The organism is Desulfothermus okinawensis JCM 13304 (genome assembly GCF_054654515.1).
This window is the reverse complement of sequence record NZ_BAAIEW010000005.1, coordinates 76678-98212: the sequence shown is the minus strand read 5'-3', so window position 1 is coordinate 98212 and position 21535 is coordinate 76678. Positions and strand designations below refer to the sequence as shown.

Annotated in this window: 16 protein-coding genes; 13 read left to right on the top strand and 3 right to left on the bottom strand. The window is 35.6% G+C overall.

Annotated features, from left to right (window positions below; translation table 11 throughout):
• Positions 1–392: 392 nt before the first annotated feature.
• Positions 393–1646, bottom strand: coding sequence for an NAD(P)/FAD-dependent oxidoreductase (locus ACYQ0O_RS03455; RefSeq protein ID WP_459890659.1), 1254 nt, complete (start codon positions 1644–1646; stop codon positions 393–395).
• A 516-nt stretch (positions 1647–2162) separates the two neighbouring features.
• On the opposite strand from ACYQ0O_RS03455, the gene ACYQ0O_RS03450 reads away from it, so the two are divergent.
• From ACYQ0O_RS03450 to ACYQ0O_RS03390, 13 genes are all read left to right on the top strand, one after another.
• Entirely contained in the window at positions 2163–3038 is an 876-nt protein-coding gene (locus ACYQ0O_RS03450; protein WP_459890657.1) for a branched-chain amino acid ABC transporter permease, read from the top strand.
• Positions 3039–3061: 23 nt separating this feature from the next.
• On the top strand, positions 3062–4051 hold the full coding sequence (locus ACYQ0O_RS03445) for a branched-chain amino acid ABC transporter permease (RefSeq protein ID WP_459890655.1): 990 nt from the start codon (positions 3062–3064) through the stop codon (positions 4049–4051).
• A gap of 24 nt (positions 4052–4075) precedes the next feature.
• Complete coding sequence (locus ACYQ0O_RS03440) at positions 4076–4849, top strand: ABC transporter ATP-binding protein (RefSeq protein WP_459890653.1); 774 nt, start codon at positions 4076–4078, stop codon at positions 4847–4849.
• Entirely contained in the window at positions 4843–5550 is a 708-nt protein-coding gene (locus ACYQ0O_RS03435; RefSeq protein WP_459890651.1) for an ABC transporter ATP-binding protein, read from the top strand. Before ACYQ0O_RS03440 ends, ACYQ0O_RS03435 begins: the two co-directional genes overlap by 7 nt.
• 24 nt (positions 5551–5574) lie before the next feature.
• A complete protein-coding gene (locus ACYQ0O_RS03430; protein ID WP_459890649.1) occupies positions 5575–6735 on the top strand; it encodes an ABC transporter substrate-binding protein in 1161 nt (386 codons plus the stop codon).
• Positions 6736–6799: 64 nt separating this feature from the next.
• Positions 6800–8089, top strand: a complete 1290-nt coding sequence (locus ACYQ0O_RS03425; protein WP_459890647.1) for an NAD(P)/FAD-dependent oxidoreductase — start codon at positions 6800–6802, stop codon at positions 8087–8089.
• Positions 8090–8115: 26 nt separating this feature from the next.
• A complete protein-coding gene (gene amaB / locus ACYQ0O_RS03420; RefSeq protein ID WP_459890645.1) occupies positions 8116–9657 on the top strand; it encodes an L-piperidine-6-carboxylate dehydrogenase in 1542 nt (513 codons plus the stop codon).
• Between the two features lie 27 nt (positions 9658–9684).
• Positions 9685–10803, top strand: coding sequence for a transketolase C-terminal domain-containing protein (locus ACYQ0O_RS03415; RefSeq protein WP_459890643.1), 1119 nt, complete (start codon positions 9685–9687; stop codon positions 10801–10803).
• Positions 10800–12098, top strand: coding sequence for a thiamine pyrophosphate-dependent enzyme (locus ACYQ0O_RS03410; RefSeq protein WP_459890641.1), 1299 nt, complete (start codon positions 10800–10802; stop codon positions 12096–12098). The genes ACYQ0O_RS03415 and ACYQ0O_RS03410 overlap by 4 nt, the downstream gene beginning before the upstream one ends.
• Positions 12099–12101: 3 nt before the next feature.
• A complete protein-coding gene (locus ACYQ0O_RS03405) occupies positions 12102–13064 on the top strand; it encodes an ornithine cyclodeaminase family protein (RefSeq protein ID WP_459890639.1) in 963 nt (320 codons plus the stop codon).
• 160 nt (positions 13065–13224) lie between these two features.
• Complete coding sequence (locus ACYQ0O_RS03400) at positions 13225–14475, top strand: Glu/Leu/Phe/Val family dehydrogenase (protein ID WP_459890637.1); 1251 nt, start codon at positions 13225–13227, stop codon at positions 14473–14475.
• Positions 14476–16767 (top strand): PEP/pyruvate-binding domain-containing protein, encoded by a 2292-nt coding sequence (locus ACYQ0O_RS03395; RefSeq protein ID WP_459890635.1) that lies wholly within the window; start codon positions 14476–14478, stop codon positions 16765–16767.
• A 56-nt stretch (positions 16768–16823) separates the two neighbouring features.
• Complete coding sequence (locus ACYQ0O_RS03390; RefSeq protein WP_459890633.1) at positions 16824–18041, top strand: LL-diaminopimelate aminotransferase; 1218 nt, start codon at positions 16824–16826, stop codon at positions 18039–18041.
• Positions 18042–18351: 310 nt separating this feature from the next.
• On the opposite strand, the gene ACYQ0O_RS03385 is transcribed toward ACYQ0O_RS03390, so the two are convergent.
• Together ACYQ0O_RS03385 and ACYQ0O_RS03380 are read right to left on the bottom strand one after the other, a co-directional pair.
• Positions 18352–19539, bottom strand: coding sequence for an acyl-CoA dehydrogenase (locus tag ACYQ0O_RS03385; RefSeq protein WP_459890631.1), 1188 nt, complete (start codon positions 19537–19539; stop codon positions 18352–18354).
• Positions 19540–19784: 245 nt separating this feature from the next.
• A complete protein-coding gene (locus tag ACYQ0O_RS03380; RefSeq protein WP_459890629.1) occupies positions 19785–21512 on the bottom strand; it encodes a sigma-54 interaction domain-containing protein in 1728 nt (575 codons plus the stop codon).
• Between the last annotated feature and the right edge of the window lie 23 nt (positions 21513–21535).

Sequence of the window (21535 nt, the reverse complement as noted above, 5' to 3'; positions counted from 1 at the left end):
TATATATAATAATCTACTATATGTCAACTAAAAAATATCTCTATTAGTGACTACATAAAAATCCTAAAAACCGCCACTTTCTCATTAATATTCAATATGTTATACTAATTTGTAGGGGTGAACTTCCGGTATATTGTTTAATGGATGATAAAACAAATTTTGCATATCTTTTTAAGATGAAATAGGCTAGTTTAGAAGATACGTTGACCCCAGATATGGAGAAGGAATAATAATTCAGCTTCCCTGGAGAAGCTTGAGGTGAGAGGTATTAAAGGTCAGGATAGCCATCTTTATAGCTTTTTTATCAATCCGGATACCATAAAAACGCCAAAAATTGCTATTTTTATCCTTAATATTTAATAGGTTATACTAATTCACGGGGTAAACTTCCGCTATAAAAAACGTTCTATACTTAATGGAGTTACATCTATACTAGGTGGCTTGTCTAAGATAATTTCTTTTAACAGTTTTCCAGTCACTAATCCTTGAGTAATCCCTAACATCCCATGGCCACATGCTATTAATAAATTTTTAAAAAGATTACTACGCCCAATTATTGGTAAACCATCTGGAGTCACAGGGCGCATTCCTCTCCAGACTTCCATAATATGAAAATTGTTTTTAACTTTTATATAATTTTGAAGAGCGCTCAGAATATTTTCTATTCGTTTCCATTTTATAGATACATCTAATCCACTTAACTCTAGTACCCCTGCTAAACGCATTCTATGCCCCAGAGGTGTAACAGCTACCTTTTCTTCCCCTAAGTATAATGGTATATTGGGAATAACTTCAGGATATTCAATAGTTATACTATATCCCTTTGCTGGTTGAAGAGGTAAATTAAGACCCAATTCCTTACCTAACATGGAAGTCCATACACCTGTTGCTAGCACCACCTGTTCAGCTTTTAATTGGCCTTTAGTAGTTATGATTTTGTCAACTTTGTTTTTCTTGGTCTCAAAGGTAATTACTTCAGTATTTGTTAGAAAATTTACACCTCTTTTTTGTGCCAGTTTAGCTAATTCTGTAACAAATTGATGAGGATTCAGATGAGCATCCTCAGCAAAATAGATTCCTCCTGTTATTGATGGCAAAATGTGGGGCTCATATTGCAGAACCTCATTTTTTCCCAATATCTTGAGAGTAATTCCATTTTTATTAAGTAATTCAGCCTCCTTGGCTGCTTTATGGAAACTTTTTTCATCAGTATAAAGATGTAGCCATCCACGTTGATCAAAACTACATTCAATATTTTCTGTTGATTGTAGCTCATTTAATAATGAATAACTGGCTATATTCAACGATCTAATTATGGAAATAGCCTTGTGCATTTGAGTATCATTGCAAGCAGATCTAAATTGCCAAAGCCACTTTAGAAGTTCAAAATCAAGACGAGGTTTAATGTAAAAGGGACTATTTTTCTTCATTAGCATCCAACGCAAACTCTGACTAATAACACCAGGTGCAGCAAGGGGAATCACGTGACTTGGCACAATAAGCCCAGCGTTACCGTAAGAACTGGCATCTGTGGAACAGACACCTCTTTTATCTAATAGGGAAACCCTCAATCCTTCTGAGCTTAAGTAATAAGCAATAGATACTCCAATTACACCACCACCGACTATAAGAACATCCTGACTCATTTGATACCCCTTTTTTTATTAAAAAACCTCAAAAAACACCCACTAGTGGATTTTACTTTACTCTGAAAAAAAACATTAGTAAACAAAATTCTTATTAAGAATTTTTAGACACAAACAAAAAACACATTCTGTTTTTATTTGCAACTTATAATTTTTTTCCTTTAAAGGCGATTAACAAAGGGGAGATCAAATACATTAGTAACTTGTCATAAAGATTACCCCCTTATCTTTTGCAAAATTGAAAATTTTTTTTGCATAAATGCTTTTTAAGTAATCATTTGAAATTATATGGGTTTTTATATAATTTCTTAAAATTTTAGCAAAACTGCAAAATTTTTAAACATGCTCATAAGAAAAACTTTTATATTATAATCAAATAAATTCAAGATGTTATTAATATGGCGTAACAATTGCTAAAAAGTTTGAATGAGGTTTAGATAAGAAAATTGTGATATTGAATTTTAAAAATGTTGATTCTAAAGTGGTTATGACCTTTTTAATAAAAAGGAGCGTACTATGTTCTGGAATGTTCTTACAGTTGGTATAATGGTTGGAGCAATCTATACGTTAGTAACCATTGGTTATAGTATGGTTTATGGAATTTTAAGGTTGATGAATTTTGCGCATGGAGATGTATATATTTTTGGTACATTACTAGCCTGGTCACTTTTGTCTGTTCATCATTGGCATCCTGTAGCGGCAATAATTGTTTCTGTAATTGTGGGCGGGACGTTGGCCTCTCTAGTTGAAATTATCTGTTATAGACGTCTTAGAGCAGAGCAACATCGAATGATCTCAATGATCACGGCCCTAGGTGCTGCATATATAATTCAGAATATCTCAGAACTAAATTGGGGTAACCAAGTTTTATCTTTTCCTTCTTTATTCCCTGCACGTACTTTTACAATTTTTGGGATAACTGTATCATTAACCAATGTTATTACTCTAGCTATTGCCATTGGAGTGTTGGTTATATTTAACCTTTTTTTAAAGTATCATAAGATAGGAAAGGCCATACTCTGTGCATCAGAAGATTTGGAAGCCTCAAGTTTAATGGGCATTCCTATAAATAGAACCATTTCCATAGTTTATTTCCTTGGTGGTGTTCTGGGAGTAATTGGAGGTATCTTATATTCTTCATCTTATAACGTTATCTCAATTGGAATGGGATTTCGTGGTACCATAGTAGCTTTTACTGCAGCAGTAATAGGAGGAATTGGGAGCTTCAGTGGTGCCTTTATTGGTTCCATGATAATGGGGCTAGCTGAAAATTTTGTAGGAGTTTACATATCTAGTTCTTTTCGGGACCCTATTATATTTATGCTTCTTATACTTATATTGCTCGTAAAGCCTACTGGTATTATGGGTGAAATTGAAATCAAAAAAGTTTAAAGAGCTAATTGAGGAGGTTATAAGTGGTAAAGAACTTAAATAATAATATGACAAATTCTAAAGCTATGAAAACCTTGAATGGAGAAGGCAAAAAAACGCTAAAAACTGTAGTGGTTTTAGGAATTGTAATTCTCTTACTTATGCTCCCATTATTTATAAAAAACCCTTATATCTTAGGCACCCTAAATTTTATGATCCTGTTCGGAGTGTGTTGTATGGGGCTCGATCTCATCTTAGGATATACAGGGCTACTTTCCCTTGGACATGCTGCATTTTACGGAATAGGAGCTTACACCACTGCAATTCTCATGGTAAGGCATGGATTTGGATTTGTACCAGCATTTATTATATCAGGCATGGTCACTTTTCTCATTGCTTTGTTACTAGCTATTCCAACAAGAAAGGTTCGTGGAGATTATTTTTGTTTAATAACTATAGCATTTGGTGAAATATTCCGTCTTGTAGCAGTTGCATGGATAGGTTTCACTGGGGGTGCCATGGGTATAGTTGGGATACCTATACCACGAATTTTAGGATATGCCCTAAGAACAGAGGCTGACTATTATTACTTCGGTCTTGCACTGTTGGCTTTTACCTATGTTACTTTGTATCTTTTGGTACATTCCCGTTTTGGACGTGCCTTTATCGCGATCCGTGAAGACGAACTGGCGGCTCAGGCAATGGGTGTAAATACGCCTATGTATATGATTATGTCATTTACAATTGGATCTATTTATGCAGGACTTGCTGGTAGCCTCTTAGCTGTGTACCAAACTACAGTAACACCTTCAAATTTTAAATTAGAAGATTCCTGTTTGATGATTATAATGGTAATAGTTGGGGGAATGGGAAGATTATGGGCATCGTTGCTAGGTGTATTTTTAATGACTGTAGCGACAGAATTATTTAGACCTCTGGATAGTTATAGAATGATGATAATTGGAGCTATAATGATTGGTGTACTTTTGTTTAGGCCTCAAGGATTATTTGGAATTTCGGCCTTTAAAGACTAAAAAACAGTGTATGAGGTAGTTTTTATGACACTCTTAAAAACAGAAAGACTTCAAAAGAATTTTGGCGGTGTCTTTGCAGTAAATAATGTATCTCTGGAAATAAAAAAAGGTGAAATTTTGGGCATGATAGGTCCAAATGGAAGTGGGAAATCCACTTTTATCAATGTGATCACCGGGATTTATGAACCAGATGGAGGAGATGTCCTATTTAATGGAGAATCAATATCAGGTTTGCCACCCTATAAAATCACTGAAAAAGGAATCACCAGAACTTTTCAAAATTTAAGAGTGTTTTCAAATATATCTGTATTGGACAATATATTAATTGGTCAACACTGTAGGATAAAAAATTCTCTAATTGATATCTATTTAAGACCTTTTAAGACTAGAAAAAGAGAAAAAGAAGCAGTTGATAAGGCATTAGAAATCCTTGAAATGGTAAAATTGGCTCATCGCAAGGATGAACTAGCAAAAAATTTACCGTACGGAGAACAGCGTCTAATTGAAATCTGTCGTGCACTGGCCTCAGAACCTGAACTTATATTTTTAGATGAGCCATGTGCTGGAATGAATCCTGTAGAGATGGATACATTGGCAGAATTTATACTGCAGTTACAATCAAAGGGTTATACCCTCTTTATTATAGAACACAATATGCGTTTTATAATGTCAGTTGCAGAAAGGATAGTAGTGCTTAATGCGGGCAGTAAATTTCGTGAAGGAAGTCCCGCAGAAATTCAGGCAGACAAGGACGTCCAAAAAATTTACCTTGGAGAAGAGGAAGGTTCAATATGTTAGAAGTTAAGAAAGTTTGTTCTGGATATGGAAAGATTAATGTTTTAAATGAAATTAGCCTTTATATTGATGCTGGTGAAATCGTAGCAGTAATTGGAGCAAATGGTGCTGGGAAAACTACTCTTCTTAAGACTATATCTGGACTTATAAAGGCCACAAAAGGGGAGATTCTTTTTGAAGGAGAACCCATAACTCGCATGGCTCCCGAAAAAATTGTTGCCAGAGGGATAGTACATGTTCCAGAAGGGCGTAGAGTGTTTGCCAAGTCCACAGTTATGGTCAATCTGGAGATGGGTGCTTACCTACGTAAAGACCAACAGGAAATTAAAAAAGACATGGAAATGTGTTTTGAGCTGTTTCCTGTATTAAAGGAGAGGGCCAGTCAATTAGCAGGCACTTTAAGTGGGGGAGAACAACAGATGCTTGCAATAGCAAGGGGGCTTATGGCAAGGCCCAAAGTACTTTTACTAGATGAGCCATCAATGGGACTGGCTCCTTTTTTGGTCAATGAAATCATGAAAGTTATTTCTCATCTTAACGAAAATGGAATGGCAGTCCTGTTAATAGAACAAAATGTAAAAAAGGCTCTCTCTATTACACAAAGGGCCTATGTTATGGAGCTTGGTAGGATTGTTCTTGAAGGACAATCCCATGAACTTTTGCAATCAGATGAGGTTCGTAAGTGTTACCTTGGTGAACAATAAACACAAAAATATAAGGAGGTAAGTATGAGAAAGAAAACTTTAATTTTAGCTACCGTACTAATGTTTCTTTTGGGAATGTCTATTCATTGTTTTGCAAAGGATGGGGTGGATCATAAAAGAAAGATTGTGAAGATTGCAGGTTATGATGCTGCCACTGGTAAATACGGCGATTATGGTCTTGGAGACAAGCGGGGACAAGAAATAGCAGTGGATGAAATTAATAAGAAAGGTGGGATTCAGGCTGGGCCACTAAAAGGTTATAAACTAAAACTGGATTTTTTTGATGATCGTGGGGATCCCAAAGAATCAGCAAGTATTGCTAAAAGAATTTCTGCTGGAGATTATCTTGTAGCAATTGGTCCTACTATTAGTTCATGTGCCCTTGCTGCTACTCCAGTTTTTTACAGAAATAGGGTGCCAAACATTGTCACATATTCCAACGCAAACACCATTACTGAGCAGGGCTTTGATAATATTATTCGCCTAACCTATACTACAAAATCTATAGCTACTTATATGGCTGAACAGGTGAAAAATCGTTTTAACAAACATTCAGCAGCCATAATTAGTGAAAATCAGGATTATGGTCAACAATTGGTAAAATATTTCAAAGAAGCAGCTAAGAAACTTGGTATTAAGGTGGTGGCAGAAAGTGTTATAACAGCGGGTCAGGATCTTGATTTTAAGTCTGTTTTAATGAAATCCAGGGCAAAAAATCCTGGTGTTTTAATACTTTTTGTCACATATAACGAAGGAGGAATGATAGTAAGACAGGCAAGACAGCTTGGGTGGAATGTTCTGATCTATGTTCCTGATGCAATGACTGAACCTAAATTTTACGAGCTAGCAGGTGATGTCCATAATGTTTATATCCAGTTGTCTCCAACCATTGATATTACCAGGCCTGCTGCAAAGGTTATAAAGGAAGAGTGGGAAAAAAGATATGGAGGATTTCCTCCACTTTCTGCTATTTATGGATATGATGCTGTTAAAATCGCGGAAAAAGTAATTGAAATGGGCGGTACAACAAGGGAAAAATTTATAAAGCTGATGAGAAAAGTAAGACATGAAGGTGTAGCCAATCCTATGTATGAGTTTGACCAGAAAGGAGACAGTAAGGCACCACCCTTTGTTACTATGTCATGTGTAGAATATTATGAGAAAAATATAAAAGGGAAAAAATAATAAGATTTGAGATGAAATTTATTTATTAGTTATACAACGGGATAGTGATTAGGAGGCCGACAATATGGAGGATAAAATAAAAGAACAGGGATTGTGGGCGGTTACCGCCCCTCCTCCCCCCCCACTTCATGAACTTCAGGAAGATATTACCTGTGATATTGCAATTATAGGAGGTGGTTATACAGGTGTATCTGCTGCTCTACATTTGGCAGAGGCAGGAATAAAAGCTGTATTATTAGAATCTAAATATTTAGGATATGGAGGTTCTGGGAGAAATGTAGGGTTGGTAAATGCGGGCCTATGGGTGCTTCCTGAAGATGTAGTCAAAGAGCTTGGCACATATTATGGAGAACAGCTCAATGCTGTATTAGGAGAATCACCTGATTTGGTGTTTAACTTAATAGAAAAGTATAAAATGTCATGTGAAGCCATTAGAAATGGTACACTCCAGTGTGCACATTCAAAAGCAGGATTTCGTTACCTTAGGGAAAGAGAAAAACAATGGGGTCTAAGAGGTGCTCCTGTAAAGCTCTTAGATAGACACTCAGCTGCAGAAAAAATAGGCTCAAATGCTTATCATGGAGCTCTATGGGACTTAAGGGCGGGGACAGTGCAGCCTCTAGCATATCTTCATGGTCTTGCCCATGCTGCTGTTAAGAATGGAGCACAGCTTTTTGAGAGAAGTCCCGCAATTTACATTAAAAGGGAATCAGGCAAATGGTACATTAAAACTCCTAAAGGTACAGTACGCTCACAAGCTATAATTTGCGCCACCAATGGATATGTGGAAAAGGTTCTTCCAGAATTAACAAAGACCTTCATAAAATTTAATTATTTTCAATATGCCACAAAACCTTTGCCTGAAAGTGTGTTAAAAACAGTCATTCCTGAGAGACACGGCACATGGGATACTAATACTGTTTTGGCCTCAATGAGATTAGACAAAGATGGGCGTCTTGTAGTGGGAAGTGTAGGAACTGTTAATGGATTTGCCAATAAGTTACACAGAAGATGGGCAAAAAGAATGATTCGCAAGGTATTCCCCCAAATAGGAAAAGTGGAATTTGAGTATGCCTGGTATGGCGTGATAGCAATGACAACTAATCACATGCCTAGGTTTTACAAACTTGGACCTGATTTTATAACTGTTATGAGCTATAACGGCAGGGGAATAGGTCCTGGAACCATGTTTGGTAAGCTCATGGCTGACTATTTTTTGCATGAAAAATCAGATGATGTGATTCCTTTGCCAGTTTCAGAGCCAAAGCCAATTACAACAAAAAAATTCTGGGAGCTTTTCTACGAGACAGGAGCAAGATTGTATCACTCAGTTCAAAAATTTATATTGCGTTAATAAATGGCAAAATGGAGGTTAACATTATGAATTTAAATGAGGTCCTTGATAAACTTGGTATAAAAAAAATCAACTTTGGTTCTAGCACTGGCGTAGATTGGGGTAAATCCAGTGATAAAGGTGTTATAGAGAGTTTTTCTCCAGTTGATGGAAAAACTATTGCGTCTGTGTATAAGGCCTCAGAAGAAGATTATAATACTGTTGTGAATAAAGCAACTGAGGCCTTTAAATACTGGCGAAAGGTTCCAGCTCCAAAACGTGGTGAGGTAGTTAGAAAAATAGGTCTTAAGCTAAGGGAATACAAGGATGTTCTCGGTAGATTGGTTAGTTATGAAAACGGAAAGATCCTCCAGGAAGGCTGGGGTGAGGTTCAAGAAATGATAGATATTGCTGATTTTGCAGTGGGTCTTTCTAGACAATTATATGGCTTTACCATGCACTCTGAAAGACCAGCACATCGTATGTATGAACAATACCATCCATTAGGACCAGTAGGTATTATAACGGCATTTAATTTTCCTGTTGCAGTGTGGTCTTGGAATGCCTTTATTGCTGCTGTATGCGGAGATGTTATGGTGTGGAAACCTGCATCGTCTGTACCTCTAACAGCAATAGCCGTTCAAAACATATTATCTGAAGTTATAAAGGAAGAAGGATTACCTGAAGGTATTTTTAATCTGGTGATAGGAAGTGGAGAGACTATTGGAGAGAAAATGTTACAAGACAAAAGGTTGCCTCTTATTTCTATAACTGGATCCATTCCTGTGGGAAGACATGCTGCTACTGTTATATCAAAACGAATGGGAAGATATATACTGGAACTTGGGGGAAACAATGCCATTATTTTAACAGAAAGTGCTGATTTAAAACTAGCTATTCCAGCAATAGTCTTTGGGGCAGTGGGCACTGCTGGTCAGAGGTGCACTACCACAAGAAGACTAATAATCCATGAGAATATTTTTGACAGAGTGAAAGAAGCCTTAATTAAAGCATATGCAAGTTTAAAAATTGGTAATCCTTTAGATCCATCGGTTCATGTTGGTCCTTTAATTGATAAAAAGGCGGTGGAAAACTATAAAAAAGCCTTACAGATAATTAAGGAACAAGGTGGTGAAATAATCTATGGTGGGGAAGTACTAGATGGGCCTGGATATGAATCTGGTTGTTATGTTAAACCGACCCTAGTTATTGCGAAAAGTGATATGCCAATTGTTAGAGAAGAGACATTTGCTCCAATACTATACCTAATAAAATACTCTGGACATATAGAAGAAGCACTTGAAATTCACAATAATGTACCACAAGGTCTTTCTTCTGCTATTTTTACACAAAACATAAAAGAATCTGAAGCATTCCTATCAGCGTGGGGATCTGACTGTGGAATAGCCAATGTAAACATCGGCACATCTGGTGCAGAGATTGGAGGAGCTTTTGGAGGAGAAAAGGAGACAGGAGGAGGAAGAGAAGCTGGATCAGATGCATGGAAGGCCTACATGAGACGCCAGACTGTTACAATTAACTTTTCAGATGACCTTCCACTCGCTCAAGGTATTAGATTTGAAATATAAAATGGGATACTCAGGGGGATCATTATAATGCGTCTTTGTTTGATGGAAGGAAATGAGGCAATTGCACGTGCAGCAGTGGCCGCGGGTTGTAGGTTTTTTGCGGGATATCCAATAACCCCGGCCACCTCTCTGTATCATGAAATGTTAAAACTTCTCCCTCCTCTTGGAGGTATTTGTATTCAGGGGGAAGATGAAATAGCCTCTATTGGATTTTGTCTTGGGGCCTCTTTAAGTGGAATGAAAGTCATGACTGCTACTTCCGGTCCAGGAATCAGTCTCTACAGTGAACAGATATCCTTTGCTATTGGAAGCGAGATCCCAATAGTAATTGTGGATGTCCAGAGGTTAGGCCCTTCCACTGGTTCTGCAACTCGTGGTGCTGACGGTGACATACAGTTTTTGAGGTGGGGAAATTCTGGAGGATTACCAGTAATAGTCCTGGCTCCTGTAGATGTCAAAGATTGTTTTGTATTAACTATACATGCCTTTAACCTTGCAGAACAATATCGTTGTCCAGTGTTTATCGCCTCCAATAAAGAACTTGGGATGACCAGAGATACAATTAATCTAAAAGAAGTAAAACTTCCTCCATTAGTTAATCGAAAGATGGCGGATGATAGTGAGCCTTATCTTCCATACAAGACGGAAAATGATAATTCTCCCCCTTCCTTTCTTCCTCTTGGGAGCAAGCAACTTGTACGTATTACATCTTCAACCCATGGAATAAACGGATACATTACTACAGATCCTGAAGAGATAAGTAATTTTCAAAATAGGCTCTACAAGAAGATAGAATCTCACATAGATGAATTTTCTTTTTATGATTTTTTTGAAATAAAAGGGGCTGATACCCTTGTTATAACTTATGGTGTTACAGCTAGGGCAGCCAAGGTAGCTGTAAAAAATCTTGCAAAAAACAATATTATGGCTTCATTACTTGTGTTAAAAACATTATGGCCTGTGCCTGAAAAGCTAATTAGAGAAAAGGGAAAAAACTACAAAAAGATAGTAGTTGTTGAGATGAATCTTGGACAATATGTTAGAGAAATAAAAAGGATATTTTATGATAAAAAGATAAATTTTCTGGGACAGATGAATGGTATGCTAATTTCACCTACCCAGATTGAGGAGGCAATTACAAGATGACTGACACCAGTTTATTAAATAAAAGTAGACCTCCAGTATTTTGCCCAGGATGTTCTCATGAACGTGTGGTACAGGCCTTAGACAAGGCATTGATACGATTAGGTGTTAAAGGAAACCAGGTGGTAATTGTTTCTGATATTGGTTGTTCAGGGCTTTTTGATACCTTTTTTAATACCCATGCGGTACATGGACTTCATGGCAGGGCACTAACCTATGCTACAGGTATAAAGTTAGCTAGACCTGAGCTTAAGGTTATAGTTACAATGGGAGATGGAGGTCTTGGAATTGGAGGTGCGCATGTATTGGCAACATGTAGGAGAAATATTGACCTTACTTTGTTGGTTTTAAATAATTTTAACTATGGTATGACAGGTGGACAGTATTCTGTTACTACCCCCCAAGATGCTAAAGTATCCTCAGGATTTTTAAATCAATTGGAAAAACCAATTGACATATGTCAGGTAACTGCCTCTGCTGGAGCTGGTTGGGTGGATAGAACTTCCGTATATGAAAAGAATCTTGTTGAAAAGATTGAGGAGGCAATAAGATTTGAAGGTTTTTCTGTTTTAGATATTTGGGGTATATGTACAGGAAGATATATAAAGCGAAATGAAATCTCTCCTAAGATAATTAAGAAAAAGATTGAAAAACTTCCTGAGTGGACGCACTTTTTAAAACAAAATAAAAGACCTGAATACACCAAACATTATACAGAGGTGGCAAATAATACATCCAGTCCACCAGAACCTATAGAATTTGAGACATTGTATTCGCCACCTCAAAATAAAAGACATGAAATAGTTATCATGGGAGCAGCTGGTCAAAGAATTGTTACTGCTGGAGAACTTCTTTGTATGGCAGGTGTCACAGCTGGTCTTTATACAACTCAGAAGAATGATTATCCTATCACAGTGATGCGTGGTCATTCTGTCACAGAAGTCATTTTAAGTCCAGAGAAAGTTGATTTTACAGGGATTGAAAATCCCACAGTATTAATTGCCCTGGCTGAAGAAGGTGTAAATAGAAAAAAATCTCTTTTTAAAACCCTATCACCGGATACCACCATTATTATAAAAAAGGGCCTAAACATTCCGCCCAATAATGGATCTACAATTGAACTTGACTTTGATGCAAGAAAAATTCGTTCTCAAGATCTTGCTCTTGCCTCTATTGCATGGCTTGCCAAAAATAAAATTGCAATAAATGAAGATATGCTAACGTCTGCTCTTAAATACCGTTTTAAGGGAGAAGTATTAACCAAGGCCCTTCAAATAACAAAAACCTGGAAGGAATAATTTATGAAGGTAAGATTTCTTTGTTCAGAGGATGTTAAAAAGGCGCTTCCTATGGAAAAGGCAATTGATGTCATGGCTGAAGCCTTTTCTCAGTTTTCTTCAGGGAGAGCTCAAGTGCCATTAAGGAATCGAGTTAAAACTAAAAAAGGAGAAACATTATTTATGCCAGCCTATCTTATGGATACTGGGGCTGTAGCAATTAAGGTGGTATCTGTGTACCCAGAAAATATAGAGCATGGCTTGCCAACAGTTCCAGGCATTGTCCTAGCTATTGATTCAGATACAGGAATACCCCGGGCGATTATAGAAGGTTATACCCTAACAGCTATTAGAACCGGTGCTGCAGGCGGACTTGCAGCCAAACTTCTCTCCTTACCAAATTCAGAGAATTTGGTTGTTTTTGGTGCAGGAACTCAAGGGTGGGCACAGATTTGTGGAGTACTTGCTGTTAGGAATATAAAACGCATATGGATCTTTGATCCGAATGAAAAAAATAAAGAAAATCTTGCCCTCAAATTAAAATCACTCCCATCTCCCCCCGACGTAATTATATTTGACGACCCCAATAAAGCTGTAAGTAGAGCACATATAATCGTTACAGCTACAACATCTACTACTCCTGTATTTGATGGAAGTTATGTTAGGCCCGGAACCCATGTAACTGCTGTTGGATCTTATACCCCTAATATGCAGGAGATAGATGGCAAACTTATGCAACAGGCTAAAGTAGTGGTTGATTCCCGTGAGGCTTGTTTGGCAGAAACAGGAGATATTATCAAACCAAAAGTATCAATATATGCTGAAATTGGAGAAATTGTAAGTAAAAAAAGTCTTGGAAGGACATCTGATGAAGAAATTACCATTTTTAAGACTGTTGGTATAGCTGTGCAGGATGCGGCTGCTGCGAAAGCAATAGTTGAATATGCAGAACAGAAAAATTTAGGGGAGCTAATGGAGTTAACATGATAACTTGCGCCACTAATATCTGGTTATAATTATTGAAAGACATCTAAAAAATATTCCTTTCATTATATTCTCATGCCTAACAATAAATAGAAATCATGGAAACTAATTTAATTTTTATTTTTGATATTTAAACTCAGAACATATGTTAGGAGGAATAACTATGGAAAATAGTTTAAATCCATTTCACATAGCACAAAAGCAATTAGATGAAGCAGCGGAGTATTTGGGGTTAGATGAATCAACCCATGAACTTTTGAGATGGCCAATGATGGAGCTTCATTTTCGTATTCCAGTGAGGATGGATGATGGTAGTATCAAGGTATTTGAGGCATTTAGGGTGCAGTATAACACGGCTAGGGGACCTGCAAAAGGCGGAATAAGATGGCATCCTGATGAGACCATAGATACTGTTAGAGCACTTGCTGCATGGATGACATGGAAGACAGCAGTCTTAGATCTGCCCCTAGGAGGTGGAAAAGGTGGTGTTGTTTGTAATCCAAAGGAGCTTTCAGAGCCAGAAAAGGAGCGTCTGGCTAGAGGTTACATGAGAGCTGCTGGGAAACACCTAGGAGTATTTCAGGATGTCCCAGCACCTGATGTATACACTAATCCACAAATTATGGCGTGGATGATGGATGAATATGAAACCTTGGTTGGGGAAAAACATCCTGGAGTTATTACTGGAAAGCCCTTGCCTTTGGGAGGCTCTCCTGGAAGAAAAAGTGCCACTGCACGTGGTGGTATCTATGTGGTAAGGGAGGCAGCAAAAGCAATAGGGCTTAATTTAGAAGGTAACTCAATGGCAGTGCAGGGATTTGGAAATGCTGGGCAGAATGCAGCTATTTTAGGTGAAACTTTACTTAAAATGAAGTTAGTTGCTGTGTCAGATTCAAAAGGGGGAATTTATAATCCAAAGGGTATTAATGTGAAAGCATTAATTGAGTACAAGAGAGAGACTGGTTCAGTTGTAGGTTTTAAAGATGCAGATTCCATAACCAATGAGGAATTACTTGAATTAGATGTTACAGTATTATTTCCTGCAGCACTTGAAAATGTAATAACTGAGGAAAATGCAGATAAAATAAAATGTAAAATAAGTTGTGAGCTTGCAAATGGTCCAACAACTCCTGAAGCTGATAATATTTTATTTGATAGAGGTATATTGGTTCTTCCTGACTTTTTGGCAAATGCAGGCGGTGTTACTGTATCCTATTTTGAACAGGTGCAGAATGCATATAATTATTATTGGAGTCTTAAGGAGATCCAAAGAAGATTATGTGAAAAAATGACCAAGGCATTTAGAGCAGTTTATGAGATGCATATAAAAGAGAATATCCACATGAGAAAGGCTGCTTATCTTTTAGCTGTATCAAGGGTAGCTGAAGCATGTAGACTTAGGGGTTGGGTATAGATGAAATTAGATCTGCACCATAATATACTTATTCAATTAATCAAAGAGTATGAACTAATTAACCGTATATTTAAATATCCTGAAATAAAAAATACCGTATTTTCAGTTTTTAAAGATGCTTTAAAAGAGAATTTCAATATAGATGAAGCTGTTATTGAGAGTAAAATATATCAAGTAAAAAGCCTATTAAGACAACGAATAGAGGAGGAAGAATTAAAAAAGATACTCGTTGTTATATTTTTTTCCATTTATTTTGAGAATAGTAGATGGGATGATTATATTAATCTCGCAAGAAAAAAGGTATTGTTTAAAAAATTAGCAAAAACAGTTAACAAAGAAGGGGCAACCTATGGACAGATACTAAGAGCACTTAAGAAGTTTTGCGAAATTCCAGAGGGGGACTTGTATCTTTCTCCAAGTGAGGTAGAAGGGATGAGGGTTGCCCTGATTAATTATTTTATCTCAAATCAACTGTCTTTTATCAGCATTGCCAAAAATCATATCACAGTCAGAGATGTAAATGATATTTTGGAAAATACATACAGGAGTAAGAGAAGGCCTGGTAGAATTGGTGGTAAGGCAGCAGGTATGTATCTCGCTTATAGGATACTTGTGCCAAGGTTTGGGGATAGAGATAAGGATCTGGAAAAATATATAAAAATCCCAGAATCCTATTATTTCAATTCAGGAATTTTTTCAGAATTCATAGATTATAACGACCTATATGAGTTTCATACACAAAAATATAAAACATTAGAGGAGATTCAAAAAGGATATGAGCAGATAAGCGAGCTTTTTAAAAGGGCAAAATTTCCAGATAACATAGTTGATCAATTTAAGGAATTTTTAAAAAAGGTGGGAGAACACCCCTTGATTCTTCGTTCATCTAGTCTATTAGAAGACAACTTTGGATATGCCTTTTCAGGAAAATATGATTCTGTATTTCTTGCAAATCAAGGAGATATAGAGACAAGATTAGAAGAATTTATTTTAGGTCTGAAACAGGTACATATGAGTGCCTATTCTCCTGCAGCGTTAATATATAGAAGAGATCGTAACTTACTTGATTTTGATGAACGAATGAGTGTTCTTGTTCAAAAAGTGGTTGGCAGAAGAGTTGGGAACTATTTTTTCCCCTTTGCTGCTGGTGTAGGATTTTCTTATAGTTCTTATTCATGGTCACCTAAAATTGATAAAAATCTGGGAATGGTTAGGTTGGTGTTAGGACTTGGAACCCGAGCAGTGGATAGGGTTGGTGGAGACTATCCCAGAATGATTTACCTCTCTCATCCTTCTCTACGTCCAGAAGTGAGTGCAGACCAAATAGTAAAATATTCTCAAAAATTCATAGATGTGTTAGATATTAAAGAAAGGTGTGTGAAGAGCGTTTCTATAAAGGAATTTATAAAACAAGCAAAACATCCAGAAATGTATCATGCCATTTCAATAATAGACAACGAGCACATCTCATCCCCACTTTTTAAAAAAGTTCCTTTAGATAAAGTATCTGTGTGTATAACTTTTGATAATCTCATAAAAAAAACAAAATTCATTGCCCTAATGAAGAAGGTCTTAAAAAAATTAGAAGAGGCTTATAATACACCTGTTGACGTAGAATTTGCCTGGGACAATGGGATATTATATATTTTACAGTGTAGACCTCTTTTTGTGACTCAAGAAGAACATGATGTAGAAATTCCTCATGATATTCCAGACAAAGATATCATTTTTACAACCCACATGGCATTAAATAATTGTAAGATAGAAGGAATAAAATATGTCATTTATGTTGATCCCAAAAAATATGCCACTATACCATCTCCTCAAAAAAAGATAAAAGTTGGACACATTGTGGGCAAACTCAACAGGTGTCTTGAGAAGGGTTCCTTTGCTCTTTTTGGACCTGGTAGATGGGGATCAAATGATTTAAATTTAGGAGTAAAAGTGACTTATGAGGATATAAATAGAGCAAAAGTGTTAGCTGAAGTTGCCTTTGAACAAAATGGATCAACTCCTGAAGTATCCTATGGAACACATTTTTTTAATGATCTTGTGGAATCACAGATACTTCCTTTAGCTATCTTTCCAAATCATCACAAAACTATTTTTAAAGAGGATTTTTTTAAAACAGGCAAGAATCTCCTTACACAGATAATATCTGAAGCAGAAGAATTCAAAGAAATTATATATGTAATTTTAGTGCCAAATGAACACCAGGGAAGATACCTAAATATTTATCAAAATTCTAAGCAACAGTTTGGCGTTGGTTTTCTATGTCCACCAAGAACTTAAATAAGAGATAACGAACAAATATAACTACTATATATTAATTGCAGGAGGTAAATATAATGACATTAATTAATGAAAACTTTCTTAAGTTACAACAGAGTTACTTATTTTTTGAGACTGCAAAGAGAGTAAATGAATTTCAGAAAGAAAATCCTGAAATTGATATAATAAAAATGGGTATTGGAGATGTCACTCTACCTCTTCCTCAATCATGTATTGAAGCAATGGAAAAAGCACTAAATGAAATGGGTAATGCTGATACATTTAGGGGATATGGACCTGCCCAAGGATATGAATTTTTAAGAGAAAAAATAGCATTTTTTGACTTTCAGAACAGGGGTATAGATATATCAAGAGATGAAATTTTTGTAAGTGACGGATCCAAATGCGATACTGGTAATTTCCAGGAACTTTTTTCTTCAGACGCCATAGTAGGTATCCCAGACCCTGTGTATCCTGTATACATAGACACAAATGTAATGGCTGGCAGAGCAGGAGAACTCAAAGATGGAAGATATACAGATATTAAGTACTTGGAATGCACCATTGAAAACAATTTTATTCCAGATATTCCTGAAAATAAGATTGACATTATATACTTGTGTTTTCCAAATAACCCAACTGGAGCAACTATTAATAAAGATGAGCTAAAAAAGTGGGTGGAATACGCTTTCCAAAATAAATCAATTATTTTATTTGACGCAGCATATGAGGCCTTTGTCCAAGATTCAGATATTCCTCGCTCTATTTATGAGATCTCTGGAGCCAAAAAGGTTGCAATAGAATTTAGGAGTTTTTCAAAAACTGCTGGTTTTACAGGAGTGAGGTGTGCATATACTGTAGTTCCTAAAGATTGTGTTGGGTATACAAGGGATGGTAAAGAGGTAAGTTTATACAACTTATGGTTAAGGAGACAATCAACAAAATTCAATGGAGTTTCTTATATTGTTCAAAGAGGAGCAGAGGCCATATATTCAGAAAAAGGTCGAAATGAGGTAAAAGAACGCATTACTTATTATTTAGAAAATGCAAAATTAATTAGAAAGTCATTGGAAGATATTGGATATTTTTGTGTGGGTGGAGAAAATTCTCCATATGTATGGGTGAAGGTAAATATGAATTCGTGGAAATTTTTTGACTTGTTATTGAAAAAGTGCGGGGTGGTATGTACTCCTGGCAGTGGATTTGGAATGTGCGGTGAAGGGTATATTAGGTTAAGTGCCTTTAACTTTAGAGAAAATGTGGAAAAGGCCATAGAGCGAATCAAAAAAATTTAATTTGATTGATCCAATTACATATGTATAACTACTATTTTAGAATTCTAGTTAGATTTAAAGAATCTCAAATGGTAACCCGAGGTTATTAAATTGATAACCTCGGGTTAAGATAAATATAAATTAGTAATTGTAACTTAGAAATACTTTTATATTTTTTCCAACAAGGTATTCTCTTTGCCTTAAGTTGTTTTCTCATTAAAGGTAGTTTTGAATTAAATTTATAACACTAACTAACCAAAAGCTTTAATAACTTGTGTTAATTTAATTTTTTTCATTACCATTTTTTCTCCGATAATAGAGAAGTTGATCACTAACTCTTTCTAGTAAAAGCTTGAATCCCTGTTATATATCGTCCTAAAATCAATGTGTGAATGTCATTGGTCCCCTCATATGTATACACGCTTTCGATGTTAGCCATATGTCTAATTGGAGAGTAGTCTAGGGAGATACCATTGGCACCTAAAAGTTCTCTAGCTATTCTAGCACACATCCTAGCCACCCAAACATTATTCTTTTTTGCAAAAGAAATCATCTCAGGTGTTCCTTTTCCTTGGTCTAAAAGTCTTCCAACCCTATATGATACTAATTGTCCTTTAGAAATTTCCATGAACATCTTTACCAGTTTTTCTTGTACTAATTGGTATGAAGCTAGAGGCTCTCCAAACTGTTTCCTCTCTTTGGTGTAAGTTAAAGCAGTCTCGAAACAATCCATAGCGGCACCTAAAGCACCCCATGAAATTCCATATCTCGCCTGGTTTAAACACATAAGTGGAGATTTAAGTCCTCCTGAATTAGGTAAAAGATTCTTTTCAGGGATCCTGCAATTTACAAATCCAAGCTCACCTACACCTCCAGCCCTCATGGACCCTTTTTGTGTAATAGCTGATTGTGTAAAGCCCTTAGTTTCTCTCTCAACGACAAATCCTTTAATCCTTCCATCATCTACATCCTTTGCAAACACAACTGCAATGTCCGCTATATCTGCTTCTGTTATCCAAGTTTTGGTTCCATTTAATATCCACTCATTGCCATCTTTTTTAGCAGTTGTCTCCATGGAACCAGGATCAGAACCATGATTTGGTTCAGTCAATCCAAAACATCCAATAATTTCTCCACTTGCAAGTTTAGGCAAATATTTTTTCTTTTGTTCCTCATCCCCAAATTTCCATATGGGATACATAACAAGGCCAGAGGTAACTGCAACAAAACTCCTCAGAGCGCTATCCACCCTTTCCACTTCCTGACAAACCAGGCCAAATTCCACATAATTTCCTCCAGGACATCCATATTCCTCTGGCAAAAAAGTACCTAACATTCCAATGTCTCCCATTTTAGGAGCAATGTCCTTAAAAGGTAGAGATTCTTCCTTATGAAAGGCTTCCTTTACTAACGGTTCTATTTCCTTGTTCAAAAACTCTCTCACTGACTTTTTAATTAACTTTTCTTCTTTAGAAAGTTTATCGTCCAATCTGAAAAAGTCTATTCCTTTAAAAGCCATAAATAGTCCTCCATACCTTTTATTCATATTGAATTGTATAACGTTTCTAATTTTTTAGCAAAATTTGTACCATTATTATCAATGACATAACCATCTATTTTTTATTAATTTTCAAAGATAAAATCTCCATAAAAACAGAAAAAAATATGGAGGGATTGCAAATTTGAAAATACAGTAGAGAAAATTTAAGTATATTTAGCCAGAATATACGTTATTAAATTTTGCTTTTTTGCAATAACTCATTTTCATTTTTGCAATTTACGATAAAGGGTAGAAGGGGCTACCTTTAATATCTTGGACGCCTTAACTACACTTCCAAATTTTCTTACTGCTTTTTCAATAACACTAATTTCATATTTTCTCACCATTTCTTTTAGTGAATGAAATTCGTTTAAGGGATAGTTAGTATTATTCTTTAGAAAGATATCCTTTGGTAATTCACCTTCATCAATAACATTATTTTGACTCATAATTATAAGTCGCTCAACTAAGTTTTTTAACTCTCTAACATTTCCTGGCCAATGGTAATTATACAAAAAGTCAATAACTCCTTTTGAAAATGACTTTTTCATTTTATATTTTGTATTAAATTCTCTCAAATAATAGTAAATTAATGGTATAATATCTTCTTTTCTTTTTCTTAAGGGCGGTACATAAATAGGGACTACGTTTATTCTAAAGAAGAGGTCTTGACGAAATTTTCCCTTTGAAACCATGTCTTTTAAGTCTCTATTAGTAATGCAAATTATTCTAACATTAATTTTCTTACGCTTAACCCCACCTATTCTTTTAATTTCATAATCTTCAAGAACAGTAAGCAACTTTGATTGAAGATATAAAGGCAACTCTCCTATTTCATCTAATACCAAAGTACCTCCATGGGCTAGTTCAAACAGTCCTGGTTTACCACTGGAATCTGCTCCTGTGAACGCCCCTTTTTCATAACCAAATAACTCAGCTTCCAATAAATTGTCAGGGATTGCACTACAATTAATACTCACATATGGAGCATCTAATTTGGGAAAAGTCATTTTATGTATTAATTTTGCTATAACACCCTTACCAACTCCTGTTTCTCCATAAATTAAAACTGGAACTCTATTATGCTGTAATTGAACAATTATATCCAAAATCCTTTCCATGGATTTTGATTCGCATATTATATTTGAGGGAAGATTTATAATTTGTTTTTTTAATTCTCTAATCTTGTGTTCATATTGTTCTGCCAGCTCTTTGGCTTCCTTTAGCTCTCTACTAAGTTGCCTCATCTCAGAAAGGTCTCTAACTGTCGTAACAACCATACTTACCTTTCCATCTTTATCTAATACAGGATTTCCAGAAACCAATACTTCCTTACCAGTAACAGTTTTAGCTTGAATAGACATTGGCTTTTTATTTTTAATTACCATTGGTGTTACAAATTTAGATACATATCCTTTTTCTTCTAATTCCTTTACAGTCTTACCTAAAACATATTCTGGTTTCAGACCTGTTATTTTTGCCCAGGAAGAATTAACTCTAAGTGTTTTTCCATATCCATCAGTTACATAAATTCCATCATAGATAGATTCTATAATAGTATTTAATTCCTTAACAAGTAAATGATATGTTTCAAGTTCATTTGCCAACTTTTCCATTTCAGAAAAATGTTGGAAAAGGCTAATAACACCTATTACTTTACCGTTATATTCTATTGGATAACGTTGTACAAATAATGTTTTACCTTTAATCTTTTCTCTTTTCCCAATTTGTTCTTTTTTAGTTTTAAATATATCTTTTATTTCACTCCATGCATTATACGATATATCTGACAAATATAATTTATTTGTCTTATTTTTTATATTTAAAATCTCTCTAGCAGTATTATTAATAAATCTTATACAACTCTCTTTATCTAAAATAACTATTCCTATCTTTATGGAGTTTAGTGATATATTAAATAATATATCTTTTTTATTAAAAAAATCTTCCATAAATACTCCTTAAAACATATTGT